Source organism: Cellulosimicrobium sp. EB106-03-01-XG111 (assembly GCF_058792115.1).
This window is the reverse complement of sequence record NZ_JBYTEQ010000029.1, coordinates 26,534-39,278: the sequence shown is the minus strand read 5'-3', so window position 1 is coordinate 39,278 and position 12,745 is coordinate 26,534. Positions and strand designations below refer to the sequence as shown.

At 73.6% G+C, this 12,745-nt stretch carries 10 protein-coding genes; 4 read left to right on the top strand and 6 right to left on the bottom strand.

Translation table 11 applies throughout. From position 1 onward, the window contains the following. Positions 1-10: 10 nt before the first annotated feature. From AC3WT4_RS18910 to AC3WT4_RS18895, 4 genes are read right to left on the bottom strand one after another with little or no spacing between them, the layout of a single operon-like run. Positions 11-1,180, bottom strand: a complete 1,170-nt coding sequence (locus AC3WT4_RS18910; RefSeq protein WP_286185762.1) for a glycoside hydrolase family 1 protein — start codon at positions 1,178-1,180, stop codon at positions 11-13. Between the two features lie 23 nt (positions 1,181-1,203). After that, positions 1,204-2,097, bottom strand: a complete 894-nt coding sequence (locus AC3WT4_RS18905) for a carbohydrate ABC transporter permease (protein WP_074803929.1) — start codon at positions 2,095-2,097, stop codon at positions 1,204-1,206. A gap of 1 nt (position 2,098) precedes the next feature. After that, positions 2,099-3,022, bottom strand: a complete 924-nt coding sequence (locus AC3WT4_RS18900; protein ID WP_021481814.1) for a carbohydrate ABC transporter permease — start codon at positions 3,020-3,022, stop codon at positions 2,099-2,101. A 15-nt stretch (positions 3,023-3,037) separates the two neighbouring features. After that, positions 3,038-4,327 carry an extracellular solute-binding protein gene (locus AC3WT4_RS18895; RefSeq protein ID WP_074803927.1) on the bottom strand — a complete coding sequence of 430 codons (1,290 nt, stop codon included), beginning with the start codon at positions 4,325-4,327 and terminating at the stop codon, positions 3,038-3,040. Positions 4,328-4,468: 141 nt separating this feature from the next. On the opposite strand from AC3WT4_RS18895, the gene AC3WT4_RS18890 reads away from it, so the two are divergent. Next, positions 4,469-5,206 (top strand): TetR/AcrR family transcriptional regulator, encoded by a 738-nt coding sequence (locus tag AC3WT4_RS18890; RefSeq protein ID WP_492316212.1) that lies wholly within the window; start codon positions 4,469-4,471, stop codon positions 5,204-5,206. Continuing rightward, positions 5,203-8,628 (top strand): GH36-type glycosyl hydrolase domain-containing protein, encoded by a 3,426-nt coding sequence (locus tag AC3WT4_RS18885; protein ID WP_492316211.1) that lies wholly within the window; start codon positions 5,203-5,205, stop codon positions 8,626-8,628. The genes AC3WT4_RS18890 and AC3WT4_RS18885 overlap by 4 nt, the downstream gene beginning before the upstream one ends. A 22-nt stretch (positions 8,629-8,650) precedes the next feature. Here the strand turns inward: AC3WT4_RS18885 and AC3WT4_RS18880 are convergent, their stop codons facing one another. After that, the gene (locus tag AC3WT4_RS18880) at positions 8,651-9,739 is read right to left on the bottom strand and encodes a 3-keto-disaccharide hydrolase (protein ID WP_492316210.1); all 1,089 of its coding nucleotides are present in this window, start codon (positions 9,737-9,739) and stop codon (positions 8,651-8,653) included. Between the two features lie 90 nt (positions 9,740-9,829). Here AC3WT4_RS18880 and AC3WT4_RS18875 point away from each other — a divergent pair, with 90 nt between their 5' ends. After that, positions 9,830-10,489 carry a GntR family transcriptional regulator gene (locus AC3WT4_RS18875; protein ID WP_257417002.1) on the top strand — a complete coding sequence of 220 codons (660 nt, stop codon included), beginning with the start codon at positions 9,830-9,832 and terminating at the stop codon, positions 10,487-10,489. 73 nt (positions 10,490-10,562) lie between these two features. Here the strand turns inward: AC3WT4_RS18875 and AC3WT4_RS18870 are convergent, their stop codons facing one another. After that, on the bottom strand, positions 10,563-10,994 hold the full coding sequence (locus AC3WT4_RS18870; protein ID WP_074803920.1) for a hypothetical protein: 432 nt from the start codon (positions 10,992-10,994) through the stop codon (positions 10,563-10,565). 277 nt (positions 10,995-11,271) lie between these two features. Between AC3WT4_RS18870 and AC3WT4_RS18865 the strand changes: the two genes are divergently transcribed. Continuing rightward, positions 11,272-12,723 carry a basic amino acid/polyamine antiporter gene (locus AC3WT4_RS18865; protein WP_257417001.1) on the top strand — a complete coding sequence of 484 codons (1,452 nt, stop codon included), beginning with the start codon at positions 11,272-11,274 and terminating at the stop codon, positions 12,721-12,723. The last annotated feature ends 22 nt before the right edge of the window (positions 12,724-12,745 follow it).

The following is a 12,745-nucleotide window of genomic DNA, read 5'->3' as shown; positions in this document are numbered from 1 at the left end:
CCGCGGCGCGTCAGTCGTCGAGCGAGACGGTCCCGCGGGCGACGCCGCCGAGCCAGCCGAGGCTGGGCTTGGGCGTGCGCTCGAAGGTCTCCGGGTCCCACGCGACGAGCCCGAACGTCGGGGCGAACGAGCCCCACTCGTAGTTGTCGAGCAGCGACCAGTGCAGGTAGCCGAGCAGCGGGAGGCCCGCCTCCATCTCGGCGTGCAGCGCGCGCAGGGCGTCACGCGTGTAGTCGATGCGCCGCGCGTCGTCCGCCGTCGCGATGCCGTTCTCGGAGACGAGGACCGGCAGGCCGGTGATCTCGTGCCCGAGGCGCGCGGCCTCCGCGATGGCGGCCGGGTAGTACTCCCACCCGGTGAGCGTCTTCTCCGAGTCCTCCGGGGCGGGCAGCGGCCCGTCCACGGTGATGCGCGTGCGCGTGTAGGCCTGGACGGCGACGAAGTCGTCGCCGCGCGAGGCCTCGAGGAAGACGGTCTCGCGCGGGTAGGCGTACTCGCGCAGGACCTCCTCGGCGCCCGGGTCGGCGAAGAACTGCTGCGGCGCGACGGGCCACCCGACGGGCACCCCGACGGTCCGCACGAGCTCCACGGCCCGCCGGTGCGCGGCGATGAGGTGCTCCGTCGCGACCGGGTCGGGCGCGTGCATGGTGCCGGCCTGGAGCTGCTCGGCGCCCTTGCCGGCCGTGATCATCATCGCGAGGATGTTCGGCTCGTTGATGGTGAACACGTGCGACGCGCGGTCGAGCAGCGGCAGCACGTGCTCGACGTACCGCGCGAACCGGTCGACGGACCGCGGGTCGGTCCAGCCGCCGTCCTCCGCGAACCAGCGCGGCGACGTGAAGTGGTGCAGCGTGACGAGCGGCGTGACCCCGTGCTCGAGGCAGCAGTCGATCATGCGGCGGTAGTGGTCGACCTCGGCCCGCGAGAAGCGGCCCTCGGCCGGCTCGATGCGCGCCCACTCGATCGAGAACCGGTACGAGGTGAGCCCGGACTCGGCCAGGAGCCGGACGTCCTCGGCGTACCGGTGGTAGGAGTCGGCGGCGTCGCCCGACGGCTCGGCGAGGGTCGAGGCCGGGTCGACCTCGCGCGCCCACCAGTCGCTGTTGACGTTGTTGCCCTCGATCTGGTGGGCCGCCGTGGAGGCGCCCCAGACGAAGGACTCGGGGAAGGTGATCGACACAGGGTCTCCTCGTCGGTCGCCGGTCACTTGATGCCGGTCATGGCGATGCCCTGCACGAAGTAGCGCTGCAGGAACAGGAACAGGATGAGGATCGGCGTCACGACGAGCACGGACCCGGCCATGAGCAGGCCGTAGTAGGTGCCGTTCGAGCCGACCGAGTACAGCGAGAGCGCGACGGGGAGGGTGTACATGTTCTCCGTCTGCGCCACGACCAGGGGCCACAGGAAGTTGTTCCACGACCCGAGGAACGTGAGGATGCTCAGCGTCGCGAGCGGCGGCCCGCACTGGGGGAGCACGATCCGGAAGAAGACCCGGAACTCGCCCGCGCCGTCGATCCGTGCGGCCTCGATGAGCGCGTCCGGGATGCCGAGCATGAACTGCCGCATGAGGAACACGCCGAGCGGGCCCGCGAGGAACGGCAGGATGAGCGCCGGGTAGGTGTTGACGAGCCCCATGTTGGACACGAGCACGAACATCGGCACGAGCGTGACGACGCCCGGGACCATGAGCGTGAGCATGACGAGCGCGAACAGCACCTTCTTGCCGGGGAACTGCATCTTCGCGAGGGCGTAGCCGACCATCGAGCAGAAGATGATGTTGCCGAGCACCACGGCGACGGCGACGACGATCGAGTTGGTGAAGTACTGCCCGTAGTTGAGCTGGGACAGCCACCGCTCGTAGTTGTCGAGCGTCGGGTTCTCGGGCCACCAGGTGATGGGCCGCTGCAGGAGCTCGCCCTGCGTCTTGAAGCTGCCGAGCGCCATCCAGATGAACGGCATGAGCGTCAGGAGCAGCCCGACGACGAGCGCGGTGTACGTGGCGCCGCGCGACCAGCGGACCGGGCGTCGCGGCCGACGGCGCGGCGCGCCCTGGGGGGCCGACGTCGCGGAGGGGGTCCGCGAGGACGTGACGGTCATGTCAATCCTCCTTCGACCGCAGCAGGCGGAACTGGACGGCGGCGAGGGCGGCGATCAGCGCGAAGAGCACGTACGCGGCTGCGGAGGCGAACGCGTAGTTGCCGTACCCGAACTGGTTGTAGACGTAGTAGCTGATGGTCAGCGTCGAGTTGACCGGGCCGCCCTTGGTCATGACGAAGGGCTCCTCGAACACCTGGAGGAAGCCGACCGACAGCAGCACCGCGCCGAGCAGCAGCGTCGGGCGCATGAGCGGGACCGTGATGGAGCGGAAGCGCCGCCACGAGCCGGCGCCGTCGACCTCGGCCGCCTCGTAGACGTCGCGCGGGATCGCCTGGAGCCCGGCCAGGAAGATGATCATGAGCGTGCCCATGTTGCGCCACGCGGCCATGAGGATGATCGACGGCATCGCCCACGTGCTGTCGTTGAGCCAGTCGGGACCGTCGATCCCGACCCAGCCGAGCACGGTGTTGACGAGGCCCGAGTCCTGGAGGATGAACCGCCAGACGACCGCCACGGCGACGATCGACGTCACGACGGGCGTGTAGAAGCCGACGCGGAAGACGCTCCGGAACTTCTCGATGCCCGAGTTGAGCGCGACGGCCAGGGCGAGGCCGAGCACCATCGTCAGCGGGATGCCGACGAGGACGAAGTAGAAGGTGTTGACCAGCGCCTTGCGGAACAGCTCGTCCTGGAAGACGCCGGTGAAGTTCTCGATCCCGACGAAGTTCACCGCGAACGGGGTCTTGATGTCACGGATCGTGAGGTCCGAGAACGACATCCCGAACGACGCGAGCAGCGGCCCCAGCATGAAGACCGTGAAGACCGCGACGAACGGGAGCGCGAACAGCCAGGCGACGAGCGCTTGCCGTCGCCGGTGGACGGCGCCGGCCGTACGCCGGCGCCGTCCCTCGGTGGTGGTGGTCATGACTGACGGGCCCTGTTACCAGCCGAGCCCGAGCGTGTCGGCCTTGGCCTGGATGGCCTTGGCCGCGTCCTCGGAGGTCACCTGACCGTTGGCGACCTTCTCGGCCTCGGTCTCGATGGTGGCCGAGAGCTCGTCCCAGCTCGGGACGGTCGGCGGGGCGATCGTGTTCTCGAGCTGCTCCTGGAGCACCTGCGTGCGGGGGTTCGAGGTGAGCGCCTCGTAGTCCCACGCGCTGTTCAGCGCCGGCAGGTCGCTCGTCGCGTCGAACCACGCCTGCTGCGTCTCGGGCTCGGAGAGCCAGCGGATGAGCTTCCAGGCGCCGTCGGCGTTCTTGGCCTCGGCGAAGACGCCGAGGTGCGCGCCGCCGATGTAGGAGTCGTTGTTGGCGGAGCCGGCGGGCACGGGCACGGTGGCCACGTTCTGCTCGACCCAGTCGTCGCCCTGGAGGTCGGCGAGCACGTTGACCATCCACGGCCCGGAGATGAACGCCGGGTCGGAGCCGTCGACGAACGCGCTGTTCTGCGAGTCGCCGTAGCCGGACAGCGGCGACAGGCCCTCGGTGAAGAAGGACGCGTAGTAGTCGAGCGCGTCGACCATGGCCTGGTTGTCGAGGTCGAACCCGTCGCCGGCCTCGTTGAGGACGGAGCCGCCGGCCTGCGAGTAGAACGGCAGGATGACCTGCGTCGAGTCCTCGGCGTCGCCCATCGGGAGCTGGAGGCCGTAGGTCGAGCCGTTGGCCTTCATGGCCTCCGCGAACGCGGTGAGCTCCTCCCAGCTGGTGGGAGCCTCGACGCCCGCGGCCTGGGCGAGGTCGGAGCGGTAGTACAGGACGCGCGTCTCGACGTACCACGGCACGCCGTACGCGACGCCGTCGGCGACGGTCGAGGCGGCGGCGCCCTCGACGAAGTCGGCGTTGTCGACGAGGCCCTCGGGGACGGGGGCGAGGCCGCCGGTCGCGACCATCGTCGGCATGAAGGACGAGCCGATCATGATCGCGTCGGGCACGGTGCCCGCGGCCACGGCGGTCTGGAACTTCGTCATGACGTCGGCCCACGGGATCGTGGTGACCTCGACGTTCGCGTCGGGGTTCTCCTCCGTGAAGCCCTGGACGAAGTCGGGCAGCTTCTCGCCCTCCTCACCCATCGCCCAGATCGTGATGTCACCCTCCGCGGGCGCGTCGTCCACCGTCGTGGTGGAGCCGGCGCTGGTCTCACCACCCGTGGAGTCGTCGTCCGCGCGACCGCACGCGGTCAGGGCCAGGAGTCCGACGACGCCGATGGCGACCGCCTTGCGTCCGAGCTTCATGAGCAATCCTCCTCATCGAGCAGTCGGCTCGTCCGTGTGAGCCGCTGTGGAAACTACCTTAGCGTGCGCTCGGTTAGTATTTTCAACCGGGGCGTCCAGGCCGTACCGTTGGCGCCGACAGACCTGCCGAAGGAGACGGTGATGAACGAGAGCGACCCCGCAGGTGGCGGCGCCACGACGGGGACGGCCGGGGGCTTGGGGACGACGACCGCGACGGGCGCTCGCGGCACGACGGCGGCCGGCCTCCCCGACCGCCGCATCGTCCGCGGCGAGCAGCGCCGCCGCGAGATCCTCCGCACGGCGGTAGAGGTGTTCGGCGAGCAGGGCTTCCGCGGCAGCTCGCTGCGCGAGATCGCGGCCCGCGTCGGGATCTCCGAGGCCGGGCTGCTGCACCACTTCGGCAGCAAGGCCGGCCTCCTCACGGCGACCCTGGAGGAGCGCGACCGGCGCGACCGGGTGCGCCGCGGCGAGGACGAGGCCGCCGGCGCCGACCTGCTGACGACCATCCGCGACCAGGTGCGGCGCAACGCCGAGACGCCCGGCCTCGTGTCGCTCCACGTGGTGGTCGCGGCCGAGGCGACGGACGCGACCCACCCCGCGCACGACGTCGTCCGCGACCGCTACCGCGCGCTGCGTCACCAGGACGACACCCGCTTCCAGGACGCCGTCGCCCGGGGCGAGCTGCGCCCCGAGGTCGACCCGGCCGCGATCGGCCAGCTCTTCTCCGCCGTCATGGACGGCCTGCAGCTCCAGTGGCTGCTCGACCCCGACAACGTCGACATGGTCGCCCTCTTCGACCAGTTCCTCGCGCTGCTGCGCCCCGACGGCACGTCGCCCGCAGCACCCGAGCCCCGCACCACCGAGCAGGAGACCGCGTGACCCTCACCGCGACCGAGACCCCCGCCCGCGCCACGCTCACCTCGGGCGGCCTGACCGTCGAGCTCACCGGCGGCGGCGACGTGCGCGCCGTCAGCACGGACGGCCTGCTCGTGAACCAGTACCTGCCGGGCGAGCACGACCGCATGCCCGGCGGGATCCTGCTGCGCGCCACGCGCCCGGACGGCACGGTCGAGGTCGCGCGCCTCACCGGCTCGGCCCCCGCCGTGACGGCGGTCGAGGTCGGCGCCGACCGCGTCGTGTGGTCGGGCGCGGCGCTCGGGCTCGCCACGCGCGTCGCGCTCACGCTCGACGGGCGCGCGCTCGTCTGGCGCGTCGACCTCACGGCCGGCCCCGCGACGGACGACGGCACGCGCTACGACGTCGTGCACGCGCAGGACCTGGCGCTCGCGCCGCCCGCCGCGGCGCTGTCGAGCGAGCCGTACGTGTGCCAGTACCTGCTGCACCGCGCGCTCGAGCACCCCGACGCCGGGACCGTGCTCGTCAGCCGGCAGACCATGTCCGCGCAGCCGCGCCTCCCGCTCGCGGTCGCGTTCCTCGTCGAGGGCGCCGTCGCGCACCTCACGGACTCGCTCCAGGTCTTCACCGCGCGCTCGCGCCGCGACGGGCTGCCGCACGGCCTCCTCGGTCCGGTGCGGCCGGGCGTCCTCCAGTACGAGTACGCGATGCCGACGCTCGTCTCGCGCCCGCTCGACCTCGCGGCCGGGACCGCGGTCGTGCACGCCGTGACCGTGGTCGACGCCGACGCGCCCGGGCCGCTCGCGGCCCACCTCGACGAGGTGTCCGGCTGGGCCGCCGCCGCGGTCGCCGCCGCGGCCGCCGACCGCCCGACCGCGCCCTTCACGCCGACCGCCTCCGCGCTGCGCGACGCCCCGCTCCTCGCGGGCGACGAGCTCGACGAGGCCGGGCTGCTCGCCGCCGTGGGCCTGGGAGCCGACGACGTGCTCCTGCCCGAGCGCGACGCCGACGGCACGCTCCTGTCGTTCTTCACCGCGACGGGGACGCACGTCGTCGACGCGCGCAAGGACACCGTGACCGAGCGCTCGCACGGGCACGTGCTCAAGGCGGGCGACGACGTGCTGCCCACCGACGACGTCCTGTCCACGACCGCGTTCGCGCCCGGCGTCTTCGCGTCGCACGTCGTGCTCGGCAACACCACGGCGAACCGCCTCGCGACCGTGCACCGCCACCACCTCAACCTGCTGCGCAGCAGCGGCCTGCGCGTGCTCGTCGACGACGGGCGCGGGCCCCGGCTCCTCGGCCTGCCGTCCGCGCTCGTGCTCGACGTTGGCGGCGTCCGCTGGCTCTACGAGACGCCGCTCGGGCGGGTCGACGTGCGGACGGTCGCGCACGACCGCGAGAACCGCATCGACGTCTCCGTGCGCTGCGAGCGACCGCTGCACGTGACCGCGACCCTCGAGCTCGAGGACGAGGCGGGCGGCTGGCTCGCCGAGCACGTCCCCGCGGCCCCGGGCGACGCCGTCGTGGTGCGGCCCGTGCCGGGCGGCGACGTCGACGCGCACTACCCGGACCTGCGGTACGCCCTGGCGTCGTCCGCGCGGCTCGCCGTGGAGGAGACCGGCTCGCAGACCCGCTCGGGGACCGGCGCCGAGGGCGCCGCGACTCGCCGCCTCACGAGCACGACCGGCACCGGGTCGCTCACGCTCGCGCTCACCGGCTCGCTGCGCGGGACCGACGCCGCGCTCGGGCTCCTCGCGGGCGCGCACGACCCCCTGGCCGACGTCGACGCGACCCTCGCGCGCCACGTCGAGACCGTCCGCGGCGTGATGCGCGGGCTGCGGTTCGCGCCGCACGCGACGGTCGAGACGCAGGAGCTCGACCTCCTCGTGCCCTGGTACGTGCACGACGCGCTGATCCATCTCCTCGTGCCGCACGGCCTGGAGCAGTACTCGGGCGCGGCCTGGGGCACGCGCGACGTGTGCCAGGGCCCGTTCGAGCTCGCGCTCGCGGGCGGGCGCCACGACGTCGCGCGCGAGATCGTGCTGCGCGTCCTGGCCCACCAGCACACGTGGGGCGAGTTCCCGCAGTGGTTCATGTTCGACGCCTACGCGGAGCGGTACAACGACTCCTCGCACGGCGACGTCGTCGTGTGGCCGCTGTTCGCGCTCGCCCAGTACCTCGAGGCGAGCGGCGACCTCGCCGTGCTCGACGAGGTCGTCCCGTTCTGGGACCACGAGCAGCGCCGCCCGGCCGCCTCGGGGCCCGACGCCGCGGCGACCGTCCGCGACCACGTGACGCGCCTGCTCGACCACCTCGACCGCGACCGCCTGCCCGGCACCGCGCTGCCGGCCTACGGCGAGGGCGACTGGGACGACACGCTGCAGCCCGCCGACCCGCGGATGCGCACCGACCTGGCGTCGACCTGGACCTCCGCGCTGCTCGTGCAGGCCGCGGAGCTGCTCGCCCGCACGACCGCCGGCCGCGACGACCTCGCCGCGCTCTCCGGGCGCGCGGGCACGCTCGCGGCGGAGGTCCGCGCGGACCTGCGCGAGCGCGCCCTCGTGGACGGCGTCCTCGCCGGGTACGTGCGCCACGGCGCCGACGGCGACGAGCTCGTCATCCACCCGTCGGACACCGTCTCCGGGATGCGGTACCGCCTCATCCCCATGACGCAGTCGATCATCGCGGGCATCCTCACGCCCGAGGAGGCCGCGGACCACGAGCGGCTCGTGCTGGAGCACCTGCACTTCCCCGACGGCGTGCGGCTCATGGACCACCCGGCCGCGTTCGACGAGGGCGTGCCGCACACGTTCCTGCGCGCCGAGCAGGCCGCGAACGTCGGCCGCGAGATCGGGCTCATGTACGTCCACGCGCACATCCGCTACGTCGAGGCGCTCGCGGCCCTGGGCCGCGGTCGCGCGCTCGACGAGCTGCTGCGCATCAGCCCGGTCGACCTCGGCCGGCGCCTCGCGCACGCCGCCCCGCGCCAGCGCAACGCCTACTTCTCGTCGAGCGACGCGGACTTCCCCGACCGCGAGAGCTTCGCGCGCGACTTCGACGGGCTCCGCGACGGCAGCGTCGGGGTGCGCGGCGGGTGGCGCGTGTACTCCAGCGGCCCGGGCATCTACCTGCGCCAGCTCGTCCAGGGCGTCCTCGGGCTGACCGAGCGCGGCGGCGAGATCGTCGTCGACCCGGTGCTGCCCGCGGCGGCGGACGGGCTCGCCGTCGACCTGGACCTCGGCGGTCGCACGCGCCGGGTGGTCTACCGCGTCGCGGCGACCGCGGACGGCGTGCAGGTGCGCGCCGGGAGCGGCCCGGACGCGCTCGCGCCCGTCCCGGCGACCCCGCGCGCCGGGGACTACCGGCAGCGCGGCGTCGTCGTCGCGACGCGCGACCTCGGGGACGCCCCGCACGTCGAGGTCACGGTGCCCGCGGGGTCCTGACCCCGGCGGCCGGTCCCGCCGGTCAGGTGCAGTCGACGCCCGCGTAGGGCGTCTCGACGACCACGGGTCCGTCGGCGCCGGGGACCGTGAGCGTCACGGTGCCCGCGTCGACGGCCGCCGTGCGGGCGCTGAACGACCGGTACGCGTTGCGTCCCGGCGGCACGGCGTCGAACGTGCGCTCGCCGGCCGGCGTGCCGAGCGTGAGGTCGACCGGGTCGCTCCCGACGTTCTCGGCGCGGACGGCGACGTGCGCCGTCCCGCCGAGGCACCGCGCGTCCGCCTCGACGTGGACGGGCGGCAGCTCGCGGACCCGTACCTCGCGGAACGACACGACGTCCGGCGCGGAGCCGTGCGCCTGCAGGCCGACGTACCCGACGAGCCCGCGCGAGCTCGAGTCCGGGTCGAGCGGGCGGTCGGGGAACGGCACGCCCGGCAGGTTCTCGTACTCGTTGATCACGACGCCGTCGCGGATCACGGTGTAGTGCTGCCCGACGACACGCACCTCCAGCTCGTTCCACGTGCCCTTCGCGGTGGGGCGGGCCTCGTCGAGGCCGAGGTCGGCGAAGCCGTAGACCGAGCCCGTCTTGCGGGGGTCGTTCGAGCCGCCCTCGGGGGAGTCGTTGACCTGGATCTCGTGGCCGCAGTTCACCGCGATCCACGACAGGTTGCCCGTCTCGTTGCCGTTGAACGTCGTGGGGCAGCCCTCGACGGGCCCGGACAGGTCGGGGAACCGCACCTGGATCCCGCTGTTCGCGCGCGCGTCGCCGGGGGCGTCGTCGCGGAACTCGACCACCATCGAGAAGTCGCCGTACTGCCGCACCGGGTACCAGAGGGTCCCGAACCCGCCGCCCGCACCGGCGCGGCTGCGCACCGTGCCGTCGTCGAGCCGGTCGAACCCGCCGTCGCCCGCGTACTCCCACGCGTCGAACGACTCCTGCGTGCCGTCGAGGATCACCTCGTAGCCGTCGTCGGCGGGTGCCGCGGCGGGCACGACCGCTGCGGCGGGCGCCGCGAGCGCGATCGCCGCGGCGAGGGCGGTCGCCCCCGCGACCCGGGCGCGGCGCCCCCGGCTGCGGGCCGGGCGGGCGGAGGTACGGGTGGTGCTCGTCATCGGAACTCCCTCGTTCGACGCGGTCCCGTCCACCCTCGCACGGTCCGCGCGGGCTCTCAACGGCACCCGGGCCGGTGCGAGAATCGACGCGTGGCCGGAGCCGAGGAGCGAGTGCTGGAGTCCGCGCGGGTCGCGTCCCGGCTGCGGGACGAGATCCTCGACGGCGTGCGCGAGCCCGGCTCGCGCCTCGTCGAGCGCGACCTCGCCGCCGGGTTCGGCGTGAGCCGCATCCCCGTGCGCGACGCGCTCAAGGTCCTGGAGGGGGAGGGGCTCGTCGCGCTGCGGCCGCACACGTGGGCCGTCGTGCGGGCGTTCACCGACGCCGACCTCGCCGACCTGGACGAGGTCCGCACCGTGCTCGAGCCGCTCGCGTTCCGCCTCGCCGCCGAGCGCCACGAGCCCGCGGGCCTGGAGCGCCTGCGCGCGGCGCTCGACCGCGAGCAGGAAGGTGCGCGCGCGGCCGACCCGGTGGGGTCGCGCCGCTCGGCCGCCGACTTCCACGAGATCGTCACGGCGCTCGCGGGCAACCGGCTGCTCGACGACATGATGCAGGGCATCCGCAGCCGGATGCGCTGGGCGCTGTCGCAGCACGACGACCTCGCCGACGTCACCGACGAGCACGTGGCGCTGTTCGACGCGGTCCGCGCCCGGGACGGAGACCGGGCCGCGGAGCTCGCCACGGCGCACGTCGAGAGCAGCCGACGACGGCGGGCCGCCCTCGCGGCGCGGCGCGCGGCGTCCCGGGTCTGACCCTCGGGCGGCCTCTCGCGGGCCTCTCGCTGGTCTCTCGTCGGTACGGTCCGTGGCCCCGGGGCGTCGCGCGTCAGGCCGGCCCGGACGTCCCGTCGCCGACCGGTCGACCCGGGATCTGGACCGCCTTGTCCCACGAGCCGACCAGGCGGCCGTCGGTGGTCTCCAGGCGGAACGGCGCGAGCGGGAGGTTGCCGGCCCGGCGCCGGGCCCGGAGCACGTCGAGCGCGTCCTCGTCCGTCTCGGCGCCGAACGGCTCGCCCCGCCGCGCGCCCGTGGCGGTCACGACGTGATAGCTCGTCATCCGGTCGTCGTCGTGGTGCACCTCGTCGGCGAGCGCGGCGACCTCCTGGGCGATCTCGAGGCTCGGCAGCGCGCCCCACGTGCGGCCGGGGCCGTCGAGGGTCCAGGTGCCGGTGTCGTCGCGCCGGACGACGTACTCGCGCGAGGCGCTGCGGGCACGCCAGGTCCGGTGGTCGACGGCGGTCCAGGTGAGCAGGTTCATGTGCGGTGAGGTGGGTCGGACGACGGTCGGTCTCTCGTCGGTCGAGCAGTTCCCCCCTGCCGCGTCCGGCGACCCACCGGCAGCGTACGCGTACCGATCGCGCGCGCGTGTCCACCCTGAGGAGGAGATCGGGCGGCGGGTACGGCGCCCGGGGTAGGCCGCGCGAGGGACCCCCGTCGCGCGACCGGACCGGGACGCTGCCATCATCGACCGGGTCAGCACGGCGCCGCCGAGCCGCTCGGCGCGGGCCGGCACGCGAGCGCGAGGGGCGTGGGGCATGACCGCTGAGGGCACGGCGCAGGGGACGGCGTCCGGCACCACGAAGGTCACCGTGCTCACGCTCACGGCGATGGTCGTGGGGTCCATGGTCGGGGCGGGCGTCTTCTCGCTCCCGCGTCGCTTCGCGCAGGAGACCGGGGTCGCGGGCGCGCTCGTGGCGTGGGTCGTCGCGGGCGCGGGCATGTTCACGCTCGCGCTCGTCTTCCAGCGGCTCGCGGTGCGCAAGCCGGGGCTCGACGCCGGGGTCTACGCGTACGCGAAGGCGGGCTTCGGGGAGTTCACCGGCTTCTACGCCGCCGCCGGGTACTGGGCGAGCGCGTGCGTGGGCAACGTGACGTACTGGGTGCTCATCATGTCGACGCTCGGGGCGTGGGTGCCCGCCCTGGGCGCGGGCGATACGGTGCTCGCGCTCGTGCTCTCGTCGGTCGGGCTGTGGCTCTTCTTCGCGCTCGTGCGGCAGGGGATCCGGGAGGCGACGGCGATCAACCGGATCGTCACGATCGCCAAGCTCGTGCCCATCCTCGTGTTCGTCCTGCTCGCCGCCCTCGCGTTCGACCCCGCGGTCTTCGCGGACAACCTCCACGGCGCCTCGTACACCGGGTCGCTGTTCGACCAGGTGCGCGACACGATGCTCGTCACCGTGTTCGTCTTCCTCGGGGTCGAGGGCGCGAGCGTCTACTCGCGGCACGCGCGCCGCCGCGAGGACGTGGGCCGGGCGACGATCCTCGGGTTCACGAGCGTGCTCGCGATCTTCGCGTCGGTGACGATCGTGTCCTACGGGATCCTGCCGATGGCCGAGATCGCGGAGCTGCGCCAGCCGTCGATGGCGGGCGTGCTGGAGGCCGCGGTCGGGCCGTGGGGGAGCGTCTTCGTGGGCGTCGGGCTGATCGTCTCCGTCCTGGGCGCCTACCTCGCGTGGACCCTCATGGCCGCGGAGGTCCTGTTCGTCGCGGCGAAGGACCGCGACATGCCGCGGTTCCTCACCCGCACGCGCCGCGAGGACGTGCCGGTGAACGCGCTGCTGCTCAGCACGGCGCTCTCGCAGGTGGTGCTCGTCGTCACCTACTTCTCGGACGACGCGTTCGACTTCGCGCTCGACCTCACCGCCTCGATGACCCTCATCCCGTTCCTGCTGGCCGCGCTGTACGCGCTGCGGCTGCGGCTCACGCGCGAGACGTACGACGGCGCCCCCGCCCGCACCCTCACGGGCGATCTCGTGGTGGCGGTCCTCGCGTCGGCGTACACCGCCTTCCTGCTCTTCGCGGCCGGGCTCGACCTCGCGCTGCTCGCGTTCGTCTTCTACGCGCCCGTCACCGTCCTCTTCGTCATGACGCGCCGCGAGCAGGGGCGGCGGGCGTTCGGGCCCGCGGAGCTCGCGCTGCTCGGCGTCGTCGTGGCGCTGGCGGTGCTCGCCGTCGTCGGCCTCGCGGCGGGGTGGGTGTCGCTGTGAGAGCACCGGACCGTACCGACCG